General features: G+C 36.6%; 14 protein-coding genes and 1 pseudogene. 11 read left to right on the forward strand and 4 right to left on the reverse strand.

Going from position 1 to position 22,453, the window contains the following annotated elements:
* Positions 1-9: 9 nt before the first annotated feature.
* The 9 genes and pseudogenes from WKU26_RS07765 to WKU26_RS07805 all read left to right on the forward strand — a co-directional run bounded on the left by WKU26_RS07765 (position 10) and on the right by WKU26_RS07805 (position 15,889).
* Complete coding sequence (locus WKU26_RS07765) at positions 10-2,010, forward strand: RagB/SusD family nutrient uptake outer membrane protein (RefSeq protein ID WP_340321535.1); 2,001 nt, start codon at positions 10-12, stop codon at positions 2,008-2,010.
* Positions 2,011-2,070: 60 nt separating this feature from the next.
* Positions 2,071-4,359 carry a GH92 family glycosyl hydrolase gene (locus WKU26_RS07770; RefSeq protein ID WP_340321536.1) on the forward strand — a complete coding sequence of 763 codons (2,289 nt, stop codon included), beginning with the start codon at positions 2,071-2,073 and terminating at the stop codon, positions 4,357-4,359.
* Positions 4,360-4,379: 20 nt separating this feature from the next.
* Complete coding sequence (locus WKU26_RS07775; protein ID WP_340321537.1) at positions 4,380-5,723, forward strand: alpha-L-fucosidase; 1,344 nt, start codon at positions 4,380-4,382, stop codon at positions 5,721-5,723.
* Between the two features lie 16 nt (positions 5,724-5,739).
* On the forward strand, positions 5,740-8,604 hold the full coding sequence (locus WKU26_RS07780; RefSeq protein ID WP_340321539.1) for a glycoside hydrolase family 2 TIM barrel-domain containing protein: 2,865 nt from the start codon (positions 5,740-5,742) through the stop codon (positions 8,602-8,604).
* A gap of 74 nt (positions 8,605-8,678) precedes the next feature.
* Positions 8,679-9,653, forward strand: a complete 975-nt coding sequence (locus WKU26_RS07785; RefSeq protein WP_340321540.1) for a metallophosphoesterase family protein — start codon at positions 8,679-8,681, stop codon at positions 9,651-9,653.
* Between the two features lie 7 nt (positions 9,654-9,660).
* Entirely contained in the window at positions 9,661-11,976 is a 2,316-nt protein-coding gene (locus WKU26_RS07790; RefSeq protein ID WP_340321541.1) for a GH92 family glycosyl hydrolase, read from the forward strand.
* Positions 11,973-13,433, forward strand: coding sequence for a glycoside hydrolase family 125 protein (locus WKU26_RS07795; protein WP_340321542.1), 1,461 nt, complete (start codon positions 11,973-11,975; stop codon positions 13,431-13,433). The genes WKU26_RS07790 and WKU26_RS07795 overlap by 4 nt, the downstream gene beginning before the upstream one ends.
* A gap of 5 nt (positions 13,434-13,438) precedes the next feature.
* The gene (locus tag WKU26_RS07800; RefSeq protein ID WP_340321543.1) at positions 13,439-14,551 is read left to right on the forward strand and encodes a glycoside hydrolase family 76 protein; all 1,113 of its coding nucleotides are present in this window, start codon (positions 13,439-13,441) and stop codon (positions 14,549-14,551) included.
* Between the two features lie 117 nt (positions 14,552-14,668).
* A pseudogene (locus tag WKU26_RS07805) lies at positions 14,669-15,889 on the forward strand (IS256 family transposase).
* Positions 15,890-16,045: 156 nt separating this feature from the next.
* Here WKU26_RS07805 and WKU26_RS07810 read toward each other — a convergent pair.
* The 3 genes from WKU26_RS07810 to WKU26_RS07820 are packed head-to-tail and all read right to left on the reverse strand — an operon-like array spanning position 16,046 to position 19,350.
* A complete protein-coding gene (locus tag WKU26_RS07810) occupies positions 16,046-17,038 on the reverse strand; it encodes a uroporphyrinogen decarboxylase family protein (RefSeq protein WP_340321544.1) in 993 nt (330 codons plus the stop codon).
* Between the two features lie 26 nt (positions 17,039-17,064).
* Positions 17,065-17,733 (reverse strand): corrinoid protein, encoded by a 669-nt coding sequence (locus WKU26_RS07815; protein ID WP_340321545.1) that lies wholly within the window; start codon positions 17,731-17,733, stop codon positions 17,065-17,067.
* A gap of 42 nt (positions 17,734-17,775) precedes the next feature.
* Complete coding sequence (locus WKU26_RS07820) at positions 17,776-19,350, reverse strand: sodium/sugar symporter (RefSeq protein ID WP_340321546.1); 1,575 nt, start codon at positions 19,348-19,350, stop codon at positions 17,776-17,778.
* Positions 19,351-19,659: 309 nt separating this feature from the next.
* Between WKU26_RS07820 and WKU26_RS07825 the strand changes: the two genes are divergently transcribed.
* Positions 19,660-19,902, forward strand: a complete 243-nt coding sequence (locus tag WKU26_RS07825) for a hypothetical protein (protein ID WP_340321547.1) — start codon at positions 19,660-19,662, stop codon at positions 19,900-19,902.
* Between the two features lie 757 nt (positions 19,903-20,659).
* Positions 20,660-21,412 (forward strand): copper homeostasis protein CutC, encoded by a 753-nt coding sequence (locus tag WKU26_RS07830; RefSeq protein WP_269877793.1) that lies wholly within the window; start codon positions 20,660-20,662, stop codon positions 21,410-21,412.
* 236 nt (positions 21,413-21,648) lie between these two features.
* Here WKU26_RS07830 and WKU26_RS07835 read toward each other — a convergent pair whose 3' ends face one another.
* Entirely contained in the window at positions 21,649-22,380 is a 732-nt protein-coding gene (locus tag WKU26_RS07835; RefSeq protein ID WP_340321549.1) for an HAD-IA family hydrolase, read from the reverse strand.
* Positions 22,381-22,453: the final 73 nt, after the last annotated feature.

The following is a 22,453-nucleotide window of genomic DNA, read 5'->3' on the forward strand; positions in this document are numbered from 1 at the left end:
CAATTAATTATGAAGACAAATAAATATTTAAATATGGCTGTTCTGTTTCTTGGTATTGGAATGGCTAGTTGTAATGATTTGTTAGATGTAACCCCATTGTCGTCAGTTACTCCTGAAAACTACTTGAATGAAGAATCACAGCTGGAAGCATATATCATGAGTAGATACGGATTGATTCCTAATAACTGGGGGGATGTTGGTCTTGATAAAGGTACAGATAATGAGGCTGGTATTCATTACTGGACCAAATACACAACTGGCGACTATAAGGTTGCCGAAAATGGTGGGGTTTGGGAGTTCTCTAATATTTACCAGTTGAATTATTTTTTGTGTAATGTAGAACCTAAATTTGAGGCTGGACAACTGTCAGGATCTAAAGAAAATATTAAACATTTAATAGGTGAAGCTCACTTTTTGCGTGCTTGTGAATATTTTAATAAATTGAAAGCTTTGGGTGATTTCCCTATTATCACAGAAGTCTTGCCAGATGAAATGAAACCTTTGGTTGAAAAATCAAAACGTATGCCTCGCAATGAAGTTGCCAGATTTATATTGAAAGATTTGGATATTGCTGCTGGATATATGAAAGAGATTGCACCGGATGGGAAGAAAAATCGATTATACCGCTCTGTTGCTTATCTTATGAAATCGAGGGTTGCTTTATTTGAAGGAACATGGTTGAAGTATTTTAAGGGTACTGCATTTGTTCCTAATGGTAAAGGATGGCCCGGACAGGAGAAGGAGTATAATAAGAATTATCAGTATCCAAGCGGAAGTATCGATAATGAAATTAACTGGTTTCTTGATCAGGCAATTGATGCGGCTGACAAAGTAGCTTCAAAATATTCTACAGCCGACTTGACACCTAATAATGGAGTAATTATGGATGGTACCAACGGTGATAATCCATATACTGTAATGTTCAGTGCAATGGATATGTCCGGGTATAATGAAATATTGTTGTGGCGTGATTATGATGAGGCGCAAGGTGTAAGACATAATAGAACAATGGATGCTACACAGTCTTGTAATGGATATGGTGTTACACGTGGTTATATTCAGTCGTATTTGATGACAGATGGTCTTCCTTGGTATGTATCAGATTTGTATAAGGGTGACAATACAATAGAAAATATTTTGGAAAACCGTGATAACCGTATTAGTTTGTTTATCAAACGTCCAGGTATGGTAAATATTTGGCTGAATGTAGGTCAGGGTACTCATGGTATAGTACAAGAAGGTGAAGTTCCTGATATTACTAATGGTGCAGAAAACCAACGTTATACTACTGGGTATGTTTCTAGAAAATATTGGTATTGGGATCATCCTTATGTGAGTGGTGGGCATGGAGTAAATGGTGTACATATTTTCCGCCTTCCAGAAGCTTACCTTAACTATATGGAAGCATATTATGAGCGTAACGGTCATTTGGATAGTAAATGTGAAGAATATTGGAAGGCTCTAAGAAGAAGAGCCGGAGTGGATGAAGATTTTAATAAGACTATTCAGAATACAGATATGCAGAAAGAGGCAGAACTGGATTGGGGTGCTTATTCAGCCGGTCAGGTGCTGACGGATAAAACTTTGTATAATATCCGCCGTGAACGTCGAGATGAATTTTTGGGAGAAGGTTTCCGTGATAGTGATCTAAAGCGCTGGAGAGCTTTGGAACAAATGATGATCAAAAAATATCATATTGAAGGATTCAAACTGTGGAATACTGAATATCCTGAAAAATACAAAGAACATAATTATAACTTGGTATATGATGCTGGAGATAAATCGAATGTGTCATCACCATCGAGGGGAGACTATCTTCGTCCATACGAAATTTATGAATCTAGTAAGGCATATGATGGCTATACATGGCATATGGCACATTATCTTGAACCGATAGCTGTCAAGCATTTTATAGTTTCATCAGCAAGTAAAGCTGAGCCTTATGCTGATTCACCTATTTATCAAAATCCATACTGGGGACTGGGAGCAAATACTCCGGCACTGAAGTAAAAGAGTTTACAGGCAGGATATAAAGTTGTCCTGCCTGTATTGATTAAAAAATGAAGATGTATGAAGTTTTTATATTTAAGTGTATTTTTAATTTTCTCGATATTTTCGGCTAAGGCATCCACCAAAAATTTCGTTGATTACGTAAATCCTTTGATGGGTACGGCTTCCTCTTTCGAACTTTCTACGGGTAATACATATCCGGCTATTGCACGACCATGGGGAATGAACTTTTGGACTCCTCAGACCGGTAAGATGGGAGATGGATGGCAGTATGTATATGGATCTAATAAAATTCGAGGTTTTAAACAGACGCATCAGCCTAGTCCATGGGTAAACGATTACGGACAGTTTGTAATTATGCCTGTAGTTGGTAAAATGGCTTTTAATGAAGATGACAGGAGTAGCTGGTTTTCCCATAAGACAGAAATTGCCAGTCCACATTATTATCAAGTTTATTTGTCTGAGCATGATGTATTGGCCGAACTAACAACGACCGAACGTGCTGCTTCTTTCAGGTTTACTTTTCCGGAAAGTGAAGAAAGTAGTATTGTTGTAGATGCACTTGATATGGGATCTTATATCAAGATTTTGGAAGATGAGCAAATGATAATAGGCTACTCTTCTAAGAATGCAGGTTTTGCCCCAAGCAATTTTAAGAATTATTTTGTGATTACTTTTGACAAACCTTTTAGACTTGGCAAGACATTTTCTGATGGTAAGTTGAATGACGAAGTTACAGAAGTATCTTCGGAGCATGTAGGTGGTATCGTTAGTTTTTCAACCAAGCGTGGTGAGAAGATTCATGTAAATGTAGCTTCATCTTTTATCAGTATTGAGCAGGCAAAGCTTAATTTAAGAGAGGTTTTGGGACAACGCTTCGATGATACTGTAGAACAGGGACGTATAGCATGGAATTCTGTTTTGGGAAGGATAGATGTAGAAAGTGATTCTGAAACTAAACTGAAAACATTCTATTCATGCTTGTATCGTTCTTTGTTATTTCCGAGAAAATTTTATGAAATAAATGCAAGTAATGAAATAGTGCATTATAGTCCTCATACCGGAGAAATTTGTGATGGCTATATGTATACCGATACTGGCTTTTGGGATACTTTCAGATGTCTTTTCCCTTTATTGAATCTGGTATATCCAGAAGTGAACAAGGAAGTGCAGGAGGGATTGATAAATACTTATAAAGAGAGTGGTTTCTTTCCTGAATGGCAAAGTCCGGGTCAGAGGGATTGTATGATTGGTAACAATTCGGCATCTGTACTGGTTGATGCATATATGAAAGGCATACGTGTAGAAGATATAAATTCACTTTATGAAGGATTGGTTCATGGAACAGAGAATGTGCATGAAACAATATTGTCAACAGGTAGGTTAGGCCATGAATATTATAATAAATTAGGCTATGTACCTTGCGATGTTGGCATAAAAGAGAATGCTGCCCGTACTTTGGAGTATGCTTATAATGACTGGTGTATTTGGAAACTTGCCAAGGAATTAGGTAAACCGAAAAAGGAAATTGATAAGTTTGCCAAGCGTGCATTTAATTATAAGAATCTGTTTGATGAGGAAACTAAACTTATGAGGGGTAAATGTAAAAACGGTAAATTTGTAACTCCGTTCTCGCCTTTCAAATGGGGTGACTCATTTACAGAGGGAAATAGTTGGCATTATACATGGTCTGTATTTCATGATCCTCAAGGATTGATAAACTTGATGGGAGGTAATGATGTTTTTACAACTATGCTGGATTCGGTTTTTGTGCTTCCTCCTGTGTTTGATGAGAGTTATTATGGACATGTAATTCACGAAATCAGAGAAATGACAATCATGAATATGGGTAATTATGCACATGGCAATCAGCCTATACAGCACATGATTTATCTGTATAATTATAGTGGAGCACCATGGAAGACACAATATTGGGTACGTCAGGTGATGGATAAACTTTATACTCCATCCCCAGACGGATATTGTGGTGATGAAGATAACGGGCAGACTTCTGCATGGTATGTATTTTCTGCTTTGGGATTTTATCCTGTTTGTCCCGGTACTGACCAGTATGTAATAGGATCTCCATTATTCCCTAAAGTTACAGTGAAATTACCTGAGGGAAAAATTCTTGAGCTCGTTGCTGAGAATAATGCTAAAAATACTCCCTACATACAGTCGGTATCAATAAATGGTAATAATTATACAAAGAATTATTTTACTTTTAAAGATTTGAGAAACGGTGGAAGGATTATTTATAACATGGATACAATGCCGAATATAACGAGAGGTATTGATATCAGTGACTATCCTTATTCGTTTACACTTGATAGCGAAAGAAATGATTAATTATAAAATAAATTGACAATATGAAGAGAAAACTATTGGTAGCGTTAAGCTTTTTGTTTAGTTTGGGAGCACTTAATGCACAGAATGATGTTGCAAATGCGCAGCATGTTATATTGGGTCAGGTTCCTAGTCAGGATGGTGAGATTGTTCCAATGAGAAATACACACCCTGATGCACAATGGTTTCCTGAAGCAGGACTAGGACTGTTTATACATTTCGGACTTGCTGCAAATCATGGAGGTATAGATTTATCGTGGGGAATGTTTGCAAATAAAAGATGGGAAGATGGTGAAATTGCTCCGGTAGACTATTGGGCTATGGCGGATGGTTGGAATCCTGAGAAACTAGATTTTGATGATATAATGGAAAAGGCTGCTAAAGCAGGTTTTAAATATGCAGTGTATACTACAAAGCATCATGATGGATATACTTTCTGGCCGAGCAAGTACAGTACTTTCGGAGTGCAGACTAAAATGGGAGGTAGAGATATCATAAAAGAATATGTTGATGCTTGCCGAAAGCATAATATTAAAGTGGGCTTTTATTACTCTCCTGTAGATTGGTTGTTTGATGCAGAATATATCAATTGGGATCAGTCGGGAGAAACAATACTGGATATATATCACAAGCAAATCGACAAATTACCTGTTAAACCAGAATCACATGAGAAAGCAAGACAGGAATTGGTTGCCAATCATGTGCGTGAGTTGCTTACAAATTATGGTAAAATTGACCTTATCTGGTTTGATGGAGGAAAAGGTGAAATTTCAAATGATGAAGTTCGCAAGTTGCAGCCCGGAATCGTAATTAACAGACGAAATGGTCCTGGTGGTGACTATGGTGATACAGAGGGTGTATTACCTTCAAAGCGCTTTACCGGATGGTTTGAAACTTGTGATCCTTGTTGGCCTAGTCGCTGGTGGAGTTATTCATATAGTGATAGAATGGACTCTGCAAATGATGTATTGGAAAAACTTGTTATCTTGCGTGCATGGGGAGGTAATTTGTTGGCTAATGTAGGTCCATATAAAGATGGTAGTATACCAGTTGAAGCATTAGAAGCTTGGGAAGATTTAGCTGCATGGATGAAACACTCAGGAGAATCCATTTTTGGTACTAAACCTGGTAATTTCCCGGAAGAATCAAATCAACCTGTCACTTTAAAAGATAATAATGTATATGTACATGTTTATCCTAATTTCCATAAAAAAGTTAAGGTTGTGACTGATGGAACTCCAAAAAAGGCCATATTGCTTAGAACTGGTGAAGAGGTAGATTTTACTTGTAAGGATGGAGCTGTTTATTTGCAGATTAAACCGGAAAGTAGAACCCGTTTTGTAGATACTGTAAAACTTATATTCTAACGCTGATTCTTGTAATATGAGAAATATATTATTTATTATTTGTTTGTTACTTAGTATTACCTTGCAGGCAGAGATAAATGTGCCAAGACTTTCTCCTTTGCCTGTTGAAATTAATAAGAATAAAGTTGATTTGACAGGTGCTTGGAGTTTTAGTGACTCACCATCTGATAATTTCTGGAAGCAGGATTATGTAGGTAAATGGAAATCTATAGAAGTTCCAGGAGAATGGTGTATGCAGGGCTTTACTGTAGAGAGGGGTACTGAAGCTGCATATAAACGTTCATTTACTGTCCCTGCATCTTGGAATGGAAAACGTATCAAACTGCGTTGTAATGGTGTATATAGTGAAAGCCGTATATTTATTAATGGTGATTCTGTAGGAAGTCATTTTGGAGGTTTTACTTCGTTTGAGTATGATGTTACTGATTTTGTTGAATATGGTAAGGATAACAAAATTGTTATTGGAGTCAAATCTTACGGACTAGCTGATTCACTGGCTAATGCTTCAAAATATGCTGTTCACGATTTGGGAGGAATAACACGAGATTTGTTCTTGTTCCCATTGGAAACTTCTAATATTTCTATGTTTCATGTATCAACTCAGTTCGACAAATATTATAATGATGCAGAGTTGTGTACAGAAGTGGAACTTTCAAATGAATCTGATAAAGATAGAGAGGGGCTGTTCCTTCAATTTACATTAAAGGACAAGTCTGGAAAAGAAATAAATATAGGAAAATCAAAGTATCCAGTGTCATTAAAAAGTGGTAAAAAGGTAAAACAAAATATCGCTTTTAATGTAAAATCCCCGATTAAATGGAATCAGGAACATCCGTATCTTTATGTGATGACATGCAAGCTTGTTGATGGTAATTCAAATGTATTGCATGAAACTACTAGAAAGGTTGGTTTCCGTCAGATTGAAGTAAGAGGAAATCAGCTATATGTCAATAATATGCCTGTTAAATTGCGTGGAGTTAACCGCCATGAAGTTATGCCTTTAAGAGGTCGATCTGTAATAGGTGATATATGGGAAAAAGATGTTAGAATTTTCAGAGAAGGTAATGTAAATTATATCAGAACATCTCATTATCCGCCTCATGAAAATCTGTTGGATGCATGTGATGAACTTGGAATGTTTGTTGAAGTTGAGGCTCCTTTCTGTTGGGCAGATGAAACAAATGTTGAAGAATCTGATAGACATAAAGCATTGGAAAATCAGCATATTGAGATGGTTAATCGTGATCGTTCACATCCTTCTGTTTTGATTTGGTCTGTGGGAAATGAATCTCGTAAGTATAAGGAATACTTTCAGAATGCTGCAAGACTGATTAAAGAAATGGATCCAACCCGTCCACGTGTATTCAGTCAATGGGAACCTTCTTCAGATGGGAATGACTTAGAAATAGGAAATCATCATTATCCAGGTCCTTCAGGTCCAGATAAGTATAGAAACGAAAAACGTCCTATAGTATTTGATGAATATTGTCATTTGAATGCATATAATCGTTTGGAACTTTCTTCCGATCCTGGTTTGAGAAATATGTGGGGAGAAATACTTGATAAAATGTATACCGATATGTATCATAGCCAGGGAGTTCTAGGTGGAGCTATTTGGGCTGGTATAGACGATACATTCTTCTTGCCAAATGGAAAAACTGTTGGTTATGGAACATGGGGACCTATAGATGGATGGCGTAGGCCGAAGCCTGAATATTGGAATATGAAAAAGGCTTACAGTCCTGTTAAGATTTTCCAGGAAGGTAATATAAATGCAGATGGTGAAGTGAAATTTTTTGTTGAAAACCGTTTTAATTTCACTAATCTTTCAGATGTCAAGATTTTGTGGAAAACAGAAAATTCGAACGGTCGTCTTGAAGCTAATATTGCCCCAAGAAGTGAATCTAACCTGACAATTACTTTGCCTGAAGAAGCATATTCTGATGAAACTTTGGCAATAGAAGTTATTGACTGGAATGGAATTACGATTGATGAATATAATTTCAAGATTCAGTTGAAAGAGATAAATAGAATAAAAGAAAAGACTTATAAACTATCAGTTAAAGAAACAGATAACTCTATAACAGTAAGTTCTAAAGTCTTTGAATATACATTTGACAAGAAAAACGGAAAGATAAATTATAATCCGACATTGATGTTGCTTCCTTTGAATAGCGAAGGTAGAGGTATTCAGATGACTGGTGAAGGTCAGAATTTTGATCCATATAACCCTACATGTACACGATGGATAGCTGAAAATTATGAGGTTAAGCAATCTAAAGAATCAGTGGTTATTGAGGTATCTGGGTATTATAAGGAAGCAAAAGGAAAGTATACATATTCATTCCTTTCAGATGGTTCTGTAAAGGTTGATTATAAATTTGTAGCTAAAGAACCGGTTTCACCTCGTCAGATAGGTATTGTTTTTACTTTACCTGGTGATTATGATGTGTTAAAATGGAAGCGTGAGGGATACTGGAATGTATATCCTGTTGATCATATTGGAGCTCTTGAAGGTTCTGCCAAAGCTTTTGATTCATCAATTTCTGTAAGTGGATTGGCTGGTCCTTCTGTACAACCTGTAGTGGATTGGGGTAAGGATCAGACTGAGGCCGGATCAAATATATTCAGATCGACCAAGGAGAACATTTATGAGGCGTCTTTAACCTCCTCTGAAAATGATTCAAAATGTTGGAAAGTTGTTTCTGACGGAAATCAGTCAGTAAGAACATGGAGAGAAAATGGTCAAATAAGAGTTTTGGTAGCAGATTATGTAAATCCAGGTAAAGAAGGCTTTATCGTTCCTTTTGCAGAGAAAGAATATCGTCATCTGAAAAAAGGTGATATAGTATCTGGAAGTATATTGTTTAGAAATTATTGATTTAAGTAATTGATTTTGAAGAGATGCTGGAGTATAATATGAGTTTCAGCATCTCTTTTTAATTCCTTCATAGTATGAGAAACATTTTTATTCTTTTATTTTTTTTTATTAATGTGATATTTTTGTGTGCTCAGAATAATTTGAAGTTTGGAAAGGACGGGAAATTCAAGATAGTACAGTTTACTGATATTCATTGGACTCCCGGGCATGAAAGTACACCTATGATAAAAAGAGGAATGGAGAGAATACTTGATACAGAGAAACCAGATCTTGTAGTCATAACAGGTGACTATATACATGGTACTCCTGTGATGAAGGGTATTGATGAAGTTTTTGAACCTATTGTATTGCGCAAAATCCCTTTTGCAACAATCTTTGGTAATCATGACAGTGAATACGGAAAAACTAAAGAAGAAATTTTAGAGCATCTGAAAACCATTCCAGGAAATTTGACAACTACAGTAGAAGGTGTGCCTGGTATGAGTAATTATGTTTTGCCAGTGATAGAATCCGGATCTGACAAAGAGGGTGCTTTTCTTTATTTTTTTGATAGCCATTCATACTCTGATATAGAAAACTTTAATTCTTATGGGTGGATTAAGCCAGAACAGGTAGAATGGTATCTGAAAAGTAGTAAGTTTTACAATCCTTTGCGTTTGCCTTCTTTGGCTTTTTTACATATACCATTGCCAGAATATAAATATGCAGCAGCCAATGAAAAATCTCCATTAATAGGTGTTCGTAGAGAACCTGTATGTGCTCCGGAAATGAATACAGGACTATTTGCAGCCATGATACAGTGTGGTGATATGATGGGGGTATTTGCCGGGCATGATCATGTAAATGATTTTATTACTGTGTGGAATGGTATAGCATTGGCTTATGGGCGTTTTACAGGTGGTAGTAGCACTTATTGTGATATACCAGAAGGAGCTGGCGCTAGAATTATAGAGTTAAAAGAGGGTGAAAGAAAGTTTACTACATGGATTCGTTTAGCTAATCTTCAAAAAGTAAATACAGTTATTTATCCAATAGATCTTATAAGATAAAAAAAAGATGAAGAAAATATTAATTTCAGTTATTGCCTTTTTATTGTGTGCTTGTACTTCAAACTTGGTAGAAGAGAAAGATTATACTCAGTATGTAAACCCTTTTATTGGAACTCAAGGTGAGGGACATTGTTTCCCGGGAGCAACAGTTCCAATGGGAATGGTACAGCTAAGTCCTGAATCATATACTGATTATTATTTTCGATATGAAAACGCTCGTGTTGCTGGATATCAATATAATGATCCATATTTAATAGGATTTACTCATACTCATTTAAATGGTACGGGATGTCCTTCTTTGGCAGATATTTTATTAATGCCTTTTTGTATGAAGGATTCTATAGGTACTAAGCGATCAGATTTTAAATCAAAATATGATAAATCTTCAGAACAGGCCTCACCAGGTTTTTATCATGTATATTTGAAAGATCATGGAGTTGATGTTTCCCTAACTGCTACTCCCCATGTGGGAATTCATGAGTATTTGTTTGAGGAGCCAGAATCTGCAAATCTTTTGATAGATTTGCAATACGGGGTGAAATGGGATATAAGAACTATTTGTGACAATGTGTTGGAAGCTTCTCAAGAATTTATTGATGAGCATACTTTAGTAGGCTATAGAAAAGCGGAACAGTGGACTGATCGTAAATTGTTTTATGTTATAAAATTTAGTCGTCCTATTATTTCAAAAAAGATGCTCGATGCTCCAGATGGAAAAGAAGAGAAAGCTCCGCGGTATCTTTTGCAGTTTGATATGAGTGGCAATAAAGATTTATTGGTGAAGGTCGCATTGTCTACAACTAGTATCGAAGGAGCCTTGAATAATTTAGAGCAGGAAGTGCCAGAAACAACTACATTTACTTCTATAAAAGAGGCTGCTGAAAAAGAATGGAACGATATACTTTCAAGTGTGGATATTACGGTTGATGATGAAAAGAAAATATCTTTTTATACTTCCATTTATCACTTGTATATACAGCCTAATAATTTAGCAGATGTAGATGGAAAATATCGTGCTGAAAATGACTCTGTTTATACAGCAAGAAGTGGAAAATTTCATTCAACCTTTTCACTTTGGGACACATATCGTGCAGCACATCCATTGTATACAATACTGACTCCTGAGAAGGTTTCTGAAATGGGTGCTTCTTTATTGGAGGCCTATTATCATAAACCTGTTGATAAAAATAATCCCAATGAGGCACATCCATACTTACCACGCTGGGGGCTATGGGGAAAAGAAGTCCATACGATGATTGCCAATCATGCTGTAAGTGTGCTGGCTGATGCTCGCCTAAAAGGAATAAAACCTTGTAACTATTCTGATGATGAGCTTTATAGTGCGATGAAAACAACATTGAAACAGTCTCATTATCGTAATCATGTAGAGGTAATAAATCAATATGGATACATTCCTTTGGATGTAAAATTATCAGCTATTGATGATAATAGAGAAACTGTATCTCGCCTATTAGAGGGTACATTGAATGATTATGCATTGTCGCAATGTGCAAAACTTTTTGGAAAAGAAGAGGATTATAAATATTTTAGTAAACGCTCTCAGTTGTATAGGAATGTCTATGATAAATCAATTGGATTCATGTGTGGAAGATATGCTTCTGGTGAATTTAGAAAAATAGATGATTTCTCTCTTGCTGTAGGCGAATGGGTTCCTTTTTCTGATTATACCGAAGGTAATCCTTGGCATTATTTATTTCATGTACAACAAGATATTTTAGGATTGATTGATTTAATGGGGGGAGAAGAGCCATTTAAAGAAAAATTAGATTCAATGTTTTATGCAAAAACTCATCCGTATTTTTCTGCAACAGAAGTTGCTACAGGTTGTTTGGGAGAGTATTGGCATGGAAATGAACCTTGTCACCATGTACCGTATTTGTATAAATATACCTCAGATGGCTTTAAAACTGATCTGATTATTAATTTAATTGTTGATAAATTTTATAGGAATGCACCAGATGGACTTCAGGGGAATGATGATTGTGGACAAATGTCTGCTTGGTATGCTTTTTCGGTTTTAGGCTTTTATCCTGTGAATCCTTGTAATGGTGAGTATATATTAGGGGCTCCTCAGATAGAGTCTGCACAAATTAAACTGTCTAATGGGAAGTCTTTTTACATAGAAGTAGAAAATTACTCAAAACAAAATATTTTAGTAGATAAAGTTTATTTGAATGGAGAAGTTTGGGATAAAAACTATATTTCTCATTCAGATATTATGAATGGAGGAGTTTTGCGTTTTGTAATGAAGCCTTATAAAGGAGAAAAAAATGTTATGAATTTTAAAATTAATCAGTTATGAAAAAGTTACATTGTTTAGGTTTTATTGCAGCAACTTTAGTTGGGCAAGGTGTGTATGCTGCTGGTTTTACTATGTTGAATGATAATATTAGAGTGGATAAGATTCAGTCTGATAAAATATATGTGAGTCAACGTCCTCCTGTAAATAAAAGGTTATTTACTTCTGAAGTAATAGAACAAAAAATTCAAGAAGTAAAAAAGATGCTGACAAACCCTAAGTTGATCTGGATGTTTGAAAACTGCTTTCCAAACACTCTTGAAACAACAGTTCATTATAGAGTTCAGAATGGAAAACCGGATACATTTGTTTATACAGGTGATATTCATGCTATGTGGCTTAGAGATTCTGGGGCTCAAGTTTGGCCATATGTGCAGTTTGCAAATGAAGACCCAAAGTTAAAATCAATGATTGAAGGTGTTATACGTCGCCAGTTTAAATGTATTAATATTGATCCTTATGCCAATGCGTTTAATGATGGAGCAACCGGAGGTGGATGGGATACTGATATGACAGATATGAAACCAGAACTTCATGAGCGTAAATGGGAGATAGACTCGTTGTGTTATCCGTTACGACTGGCTTATCATTATTGGATAATCACAGGAGATGATAGTGTCTTTGATGCTGACTGGATCATGGCTATTGAAAATATTTTAAAGACATTCAAAGAACAACAGCGTAAGGATGGAGTTGGAAATTACAGCTTTCAAAGAAAAACTGAAAGAGCTCTTGACACATTGAACAATAATGGACTGGGGGCTCCAGTGAATCCTGTCGGTTTGATTGTTTCCTCCTTTAGACCTTCTGATGATGCTACTACACTTCAGTTTTTAATTCCATCTAATTTCTTTGCTGTAACATCCTTGCGGAAAGCTGCTGAAATTTTGGAAAAAGTGAATCATAAAAATGAACTGGCAAAAGAGTGCAGAAATCTGGCTACTGAAGTAGAAGAAGCTCTGAAAAAATATGCTACTTATAACCATCCTAAATATGGTACTATTTATGCTTTTGAAGTTGATGGCTTTGGAAATCATTTGCTGATGGATGACGCAAATGTGCCAAGTTTGCTGGCTTTACCTTACTTGGGGGATGTAGATATTAATGATCCTATTTATCAAAATACTAGAAAGTATGTATGGAGTAAGGATAATCCATATTTCTTTAAGGGGTCTGCTGGTGAAGGAATTGGTGGTCCCCATATTGGCTATGATATGATTTGGCCAATGAGTATTATGATGAAGGCATTTACAAGTCAGTGTGATGAAGAAATTAAACATTGTATGCAAATGTTGATTGATACTGATAATAATACAGGATTTATGCATGAATCTTTTCACAAGGATAATCCGGCAAACTTTACTCGGGCTTGGTTTGCATGGCAAAATACATTGTTTGGAGAGTTGGTTTTAAAATTAATAAAGGATGGAAAATTGGAATTGTTGAATGAATTAAAATGATAAAGATGAAAAATATTATTGGAATAAAATTTTGGGGAGTATTTTTACTTGCTGTTGTTTTTTTTGCATGTACAGAAAAGCAGAGTTATGTTTATCAAGAAAAAATGAATGAAGGTGTTGAGTATTCTTTAAAACATAGAAATGATTCAAGTAGTGTTTGGAATACTGCTGGCTGGTGGAATTCAGCTAATGTCTTGACTGCTTTAATCCGATATGCAGAAGTTTCAGGAGAATATGATAAAATTTTGACTGTGGTTGATGATGTTTATCAGAGAGCGTCGCATTATGAACTTAAAGGGAGTGATGGAAAATTTATTTGTTATTTTGATTCCTTTATAAATGATTTTTATGATGATGAAGGTTGGTGGGCTCTCGCTTGGATTAAGGCTTTTGAAGTGTTCGGTAATGCAGAATATCTGGAAATGGCCAAAGTTATATTTGCAGATATGACAACTGGTTGGGATGATACTTTAGGAGGTGGTATTTATTGGAAAAAGAATCCGTTGGAATATAAAAATTCAATAGCTAATAATTTATTTGCGTTGACTGCTATTCGTTTATATAAGTTGACAGAAGAAGATGTGTATCTTCATTGGTTTTTAAAAGAAGTCGATTGGTACCTTTCTACTGGTTTATACAATGAAGATAAGCAGATTATAGAAGATGGACTAAGTAAAGATGGTTCTCCCAATAGAGAGGGTCATTATACATATAATCAAGGAGTAGCTATTGCTGTATTTACAGAAATGTATTTATATTCAAAAGAACAAAAGTTTTTAGACATTGCGGTGAGGCTGGCCGATTCTGCAATAAAAAAGGAATTTGTAACAGTAAATGGCGTTTTATCAGAGAAGCGAATTGATATAGCAGAAGGTAATGATGGAGTTCAATTTAAAGGAATTTTTATTCGTCATCTGGCTTTTTTATATAGTGTTACTAAAAATGAAGAGTATAAACAGTTTATTTTAACTAATGCTGATTCCATTTTAAATAATAACTATAACTTGGTTTCTCGAAGTTTTGGTTGTCATTGGGAAGGTCCGTTTAAAGAAAAAGGAGTTGCAGCAAACTCAAGCGCATTAGAATGTATTATAGAGGCTTTCAATTTATCTGATTAAAAATTTATTGCTGTCTGATAAAAAGGCACTATAAAATATTTTGTGTAAATGGAAATACGGGATTCAGAAATGAGTCTCGTATTTTTTATTTTATAGATTTGCAAAATGAAGAAGATTATGAAAGAAAAGAATCAAGTAGTGCCCGATGAGGTGTTGAGCAAGGAGTTCCTTAGGCAGTTTAAAACAGAAGCCGATGTGAGTAAGTTTCTGAAGCAGTTGCATGCCCAAGTGCTGGAGAAGATGCTTGAAGGCGAAATGGATGCCCATTTGGGCTATGAAAAGAATTCTGTGGCAGGAAATAACACCGGTAACTCCCGTAATGGAAGTTATCCGAAGAAAATCCAGACCGAACATGGAGAAGCTGTCATCTCTATACCCGGTGATCGTAACGGTCAATTTGAGCCGATAGCCGTGCCCAAACATGAAAGCCGTGGACTTTCGATAGAGAAGCTTGTTATCTCCTTATACGCCAAAGGAATGAGTGTTTCTGATATAGAAGAAGAAATGCGTGAGATTTATGAAATAGAGCTCTCTACATCGGCCATTTCCATCATTACCAACAAAGTCAATCAGGCAGCCCAGGAATGGCAGAACCGCCCTCTGGATCCTGTTTATCTGATAGTCTGGATGGATGGTATCGTCTTCAAGGTACGGGATAACGGCAAAATCATAAACAAGACCGTTTACCTTTGCGTCGGACTGAAACAGAACGGTCTGAAGGAAGTCCTTGGCATGTGGGTTGGCAAATCGGAAAGTTCTTCTTTCTGGATGGGTGTCCTGACCGATTTAAAGGCCCGTAGAGTGCAGGATATACTGATTACCTGTACCGATAACCTGAATGGATTTACGGATACCATCCGTACCGTATTCCCTCAGTCATCCACTCAAATCTGTGTGGTGCATCAGATCAGAAACTCCTGTAAATATGTTGTTTATAAGGACAAAAAAGAGTTTACAGCGGATATGAAGAATATCTATAATGCACCCAACAAAGAGGTTGCAGCCACAGAATTTGACAATCTGGAAAAGAAATGGGTATGAAAGCATCCTTATGCTATACTTTCATGGAGAAACAACTTGGATGATTTGGCTGTTTTCTTCCAGTTCTCGCTGGAAATCAGAAAAATAATCTACACAACCAATCTCATTGAGAATCTAAACGGAAAAATCAGAAAGTACACCAAATCAAAGCTTTCATTCCCTTCGGATGATGCTGTAAAAAAGACCGTATTTCTTTCGCTTATGGAGATTGAAAAGAAATGGACAATGCCTATTTCAAACTGGGGTTTGATTATGAATCAATTTATGCTTATGTTTGAAAACAGAATCCAGATATAAGAACAAACTTACAACTGAATCCTGTTTCCATTTACACAAAATTTTGGACAATGTCTAATTTAAGCAGGGTACAATTTCCCAATTTCAAAAATAGAAAAATTGCCCTGCTTTTATCATATAAAAATACCTATTGAACAATCATATATATATTATCTGTTACCTATTATATTCTTCCAAAGCTTTAAAAAATGCATTTATATTCTCCAGCGATACATGTGGAGGAATATCACATCCTGAAGACAATACAAAATTTTTATAATCAGATGTTTTATGTAACAATCCTAATGTCACTTCTTTCACTTTCTCTGGAGAAGCTTGTTTTATGACTCCCACAGGATCAACATTACCCATCACAACTATATTAGCAGGACAAACCTTTAATGCCTCCATCATATCTACTGCATTTCCAAAATGTAAGGCAGCAGCTCCACTTTCAATCATTGCTTGCGTACATTGTCCCGTATTTCCACAGTTATGCAAAATTACAGCAAATTTATCATCTTGTAATTCTTTTACTAGTTCTTGTATGAATACTGTTGAATATATCATACAATCATCATTTGATAATAACCCTGCTGCAGGTTCAGCGATGAACACTCCCGAAGCACCCAAGTTTTTCAACTCACGACAATAACTAATGATAAACTCATTACATTTCCTTAAGAGAGTCAAAATCACTTCAGGTTCAGTATAAATGGCAACCATTATTTCAGACATATCATACAATCTTCCTGCTAGAGAGAAAGGACCTATACAACCGGCCAATACTGGTTTATCAGTAATTGTTTCTACTGCCATTCGAGTTGCTTTTAAATATTCAGGCACACGCCCCATATGCAAATTCGGAACTTGTAAAGCCTCTACTGAAGTTTCATCATATACCAATCTGCCTAAAACATGTGGCATATCATTTTCAGGAAACTCAATTTGGCAACCAAAAGCCTCAGCTTCCACCGTCAAATCCATAATTGTAGAACAAGCAGCAGAGGAATAATGGTCTGCCAGATACTTAATAGCTTGATAGTGTACCTCACCACTCTTTACCGCATCAATTACCTTGTAGCCCAAGGCTTCTATTCCCGGATGTGTCATTACCGGAATGGCTACTCTTTGAGATGTTGCAAATATTTCATCTGTCCATTGACTCATAATATTATCTTCGTTTTAATTTAATATCAAGCACTCAATTTATTCAATATCTCAACCAGTTCTTGAGGACCGTCGGTATAATAGTCAACACCAATCTGTTTTGCAAACTCTGCTGTTACAGGAGCTCCTCCGATAAATGTCTTCACATCTGGTTTTTTCGCCTTCAATAAAGCATTTATCTGCTCCATATTAGTCATTGTTGTGGTCAGCAATGCCGACATACAAACGAATGCATCCGGATGATTCTCAAGAGCCTCTACAAACTTTTCGGCCTTTACATCCACTCCCAAATCTATCACTTCATATCCATTGCCTTCCACCATCATAGAAACTAAATTCTTACCAATGTCATGTAAGTCGCCTTCTACCGTACCAATAATCACTGTACCTTTACGTTGTACACTACCATCATTAAAGAACTTTTTCAAATGATTCATAGCGGTCCCCATAGCCTTTGCACTCATCAGTACTTGAGGAACAAATACCTGATTAGCTTTAAACTTTACTCCGATTCGCTCCATACCCACAATCAAGCCTTTCTGAAGAATCACAGCGGGTTCTATTCCTTCATTCAATGCTTGAAGTGTCAATTCATCTGCGCCTGGCTGACCTTTCATTGTAGGAGGATAAGGAGTTTTTTCGTTTATCTTACCAAACTCTACACATTTTGCAATTCTGTCTAACAATTCTTCCATGTTTATTATTCCGTTTTGATTTTTCTGCTTATCCAAAATTAATTACCAAAAAATATAATAGATAACACCTAATGTCAATAATATTATAAAACTCAATATCTTAAACAAACGAGTGGTAGCAAACAACCGTGCCTCTATTTCTATACATTTTGTAGACTGCTTCTGCTTATTACACAAGCCGAATATGACAATCAACAAAATACATAATAAGAATACATATCCCATACGATCGATAAATGACACTTCAGGAAAGAAACATAGCATTGTCAGCGAAAAGATAAAAGTACCGATAGCTGCCGCCAAAGCTCCCCGTGATTCTGCACGCTTCCAAAAGAAACCCATTATAAAGATAGCCAAGGCTCCAGGACTGATAAAACCAGTAAACTCCTGTATAAATTGGAAAGCTTGTTCCAAATTCCCCAGCATCGGTGCTATCACTACTGCTATCACCAGACTGATTACACCGAAAACACGTCCTATTGCTACCAGTTTTTTCTCGCTCACAGTTTTTTGCTTCACTAGATATTCCTTATATATATCCATCGTAAAAATAGTAGTGATACTATTTACCATAGATGCCAGCGAACTTACCACAGCAGCCACCAATGCAGCAAAAGCAATTCCTCTGACACCGGATGGAATAAAGTTATGCATCAGCCAAGGATAAGCCTGATCCGGTTTGTCTATGGGTGCATTGAGTGCAAAAGCCACAATACCCGGCACTACCACAATGATAGGTAAGATTAATTTTAAGAATCCGGCAAACACAAGTCCCAGTTGAGCTTCAGCCAAACTTTTACCAGCCAATGCTCGTTGGATAATGTACTGGTTACATCCAAAATAATACAAAGCACTCACCCAAAGTCCACCGGCAATCACACCAATCCCTGGTAAATAAGTGTAATTAGGATTTGATTTATCCAATATCATATCAAACTTTTCCGGTACATTCATCATCAATTTTTGTATTCCTACATAAGCTCCCTGACCTTCTGCATAATAATCCAACGCAATATATGTAGTCAACAATCCACCACCAATCAAAAACACCACCTGCACCAAATCTGTTAAAGCCACCGCCTTCAGCCCTCCATAAATAGCATAAATTCCAGCAAATAAAGCCAAACAGATTATACTGCTGAAAATAGGAATTTCTACTACTTTATTGATAGCTAATGCCCCTAAATATAAAATAGAAGTAAGATTTACGAAAATAAAAACCAACAACCAAAAAAGAGCCATCACCGTCTTCACCGATTTACTATATCGAATTTCCAGAAATTGAGGCATCGTATAGATTTGGGTCTTAAGAAAGATAGGTAAAAACAATACAGCTACAACAATCAATGATGCTGCCGCAATAAATTCATAAGATGCAATCCCTAACCCAATAACAAAGCCAGAGCCGGACATCCCTATAAACTGTTCGGCCGAGATGTTAGAAGCAATAACTGATGCCCCTATTGCCCACCAAGCCAATGAATTTCCTGCCAGGAAATATTCTTTGGAGTCTTTTTCTTTTCCCCCTTTCGACCACCCCGTGTACAACCCGACAACAATAATTAGGATTGCATATGCAATAAAAATACAAAAATCTAAAGTCGTAAATGTATTCATAATTTTAGGATTAACATTTCATATGACAAAGATCTGCTTTTTAAAAGAATATACAAGAAGGTATGTTTGCTGATTCTTGCTGTTTATTTGCTCAATCTAAATATAGGGTGCCATTTCCCAATGTACAATCTTCCACGATAGCGTATTGTTGTCTACCTATAGTATTTCTAACTTTTCCATAAAATTTTAGACAATGGAAAAGTAGAAAACTACAGGCTGTTTTTTCTACTTTAAAAATTATGTGCATTCGACAGACAACCATGCTCCTTTCGGGAATATTGCCGTGAGTATAGTGTTGGTTATATCGGAATGTATCTTTTATTGAAGGAAGAATACGTCATACATGCCAACGAAGGAGTTCCTTCAGATATAAAGTTTACTTCTGATACCACCAACGATTCCCTCGTGTTAAGGCCGTCAGTACTGAACAAAGGAAATATAATTACCATGAATCGCGCATACATTGACTATGAGAAGTTGGAAACACTCACGCTGAGAGGAGCTCTGTATGTGACCAAAATGAAGAGAAACCTGATAATCTGCTGCTTATGATAATGAAAAAGAAACTCATATGTTCGTGGAGTTTCTTTTAACGGGGGCTTAGAATGACAAAACAAGACTCTACCATTGAATACATAATGGTCGAGCGGGATTTTAATATGTAATCGATTTTATCGGACAGTAATAATTAATAATGTATTTTTTATGGCAGCGTTGATTTCTTTGGCATAAATAGTTTTCTTACCATCTTTAAATGTGGTATTAGCCTTAACCAGTTGTTTTGAACTGTCCTATTTTTCAGGTTCGATTTTATAACCCAACGAGAATGACATTTCAGACTTCTTTGAATTCCATCTGATACGTATCATGACTAATCCTGAATCCTTAATATAAGCCCTTGTAATGTAATTGTTTATTAATATTATTTATATATTTATGTTTAACTTCCACAATAATATGAATAAAATAATTTACTTTTATCAGTGTGACATTACCTGATACTACAAGATATTATTGTATATTTGTAATAGAATATAAATGTTATTTAGTCTTTATTCTTTAATTAAAGATAATTTATACTTTTATGATAACATGGGAGAACTTAAGTTCCCCCACTTTATGATAGTATTAGGAATTGATTGATACTTTTAAAAAAAAAGTGTAACATATTGTATAACAATATCTTATTATGCCTATTGAGGTCTTTTGATTGCATTCTAAAAGTCCCCACAGGCGTACAATAGAAAAGGGGTAAAGAGACTTTTTAAGAAGTCTCTTTTTTTATTGTGCAACGTTTAAAATCATGGTTATGAAACAATATACTTTTGAAATCTGTGCCAATTCTGCGGCCAGTTGTCTGGCTGCACAGCAAGGGGGAGCACATCGTGTGGAATTATGCGCTTCGATGCCAGAGGGAGGAACTACACCTTCGTATGGTGAAATCAAGTTAGCAAGAAAGATGATTGACATCCGTTTGCATGTGATTATTCGTCCTCGTGGAGGAGATTTTCTATACTCTCCGTTGGAGTTGGATATAATGGAAGAGGATATTCGGATGGCTCGACAGTTAGGTGCGGATGGAGTAGTATTCGGATGTCTTACTCCGGAAGGTGAATTGGATATTTCGGCTATAGAGCGTCTGATGAAAGTTTCGGAAGGAATGGCTGTGACTTTTCACCGTGCCTTCGATTATGTGAAGGATCCGTTTCAGGCAATGGAACAGCTTATCGAATTGAAAGTAGATCGTATCTTGACTTCCGGTCAGCAAAAAACTGCGATGGAAGGAGCCGGCTTGTTGGCTGACTTGGTAAAGCAGGCAGACGGTCGTATTGTAATTATGCCGGGATGTGGGGTGAATGAGTCTAATATTGCGTCGCTGGCTGAAAAAACCGGAGCTGCAGAATTTCATTTCTCGGCCCGTGAAAACAAAGCGAGTAAAATGAAACTGAGAAATCCGGCTCTGTCGATGGGAGGTAATGGCGAGATAGACGAGTATATGCACTCCGTTACAACAGCAGAGCGGGTGAGACACACCATTCAGGCATTGATTGGTAAAGAATAACGAAACTGATAGGACACATACTGTAATTGGGGCTTGGAATAGGATATTTACGTATCGTTATGGTACGTATTTTATAATCGACGACGTCGGCTCTATAATCGGTATCGTTGGCTGTAGAATCGCCAGCGTTGATTATAGAGCCGACGTCGTCGGTTGTAGTGCTTTTTATATGTTTCTGCATGATGGTATAGAGCATACCTGCTTATGCAAGGGCTATTTCATAAAAAAAGGGCTTTTCAGCCCTGAAACGCGTGGAATAGAGTCTCCCAGTTGTCATTGAATTCCGGCATGGAGTGGAAAAGACAGTTGGCTCCTTCATCCAGTAATGCAGAGTCGGGAAGTGGTCCTGTATTGACGGCCACTGTAAATATTCCTGCGGCCACTCCAGCTCGTACTCCCAGTGGGGCATTTTCTACCACGATGGCCTCGTTTGGAGCGATTCCTGCTTTTTTCAGTGCCATCAGATAAGGTTCCGGATTGGGCTTTCCGTATTTTACGTCGAAAGCAGTCACCATCAGTTCTGTCTTGAATATATCCGGAAAGTTACGGTTCAGTCTGTCTAATAAAGATGTTTGTCCGGACCCGGTTACTACCATTGGAATGAGTCCGCAACCTTTGACTTTGTTCAATACTTCCAGTGCTCCCGGCATTCGTACGGCTTTGGGAAGTGCATTGAATAATTCACTTTTTGTATGGTAGATTTCCTTGATTTCTTCTTCTGTAGCTTCCCGGTTTCTCTGTCGGGTACTGACAATGTTGATAGTGGAGGCTCCGGTTCTTCCTTCGTGCATATAGGCTTCTTCGTAACTCAGGTGCATGCCGTATTGCTTCATGGCCTCATGCCATGCGGCTGCATGGTTCTTCATTGAGTCGAACAACACACCGTCCATATCAAACAAAACAGCTTTTAGCTTGATAGATTCGTATTGATGTTTTTGGAGATACTGGTTTATAGCTTCTTGAAACATTTGGTAAATAGTGTAGATTGGATGATAAAAATAAAGAATGAAGATTGAGGAATCTTGTGATGAAAGATTTCTC

This window comes from Phocaeicola sp. HCN-40430, assembly GCF_037890285.1.
Classification (GTDB): domain Bacteria; phylum Bacteroidota; class Bacteroidia; order Bacteroidales; family Bacteroidaceae; genus Phocaeicola; species Phocaeicola acetigenes.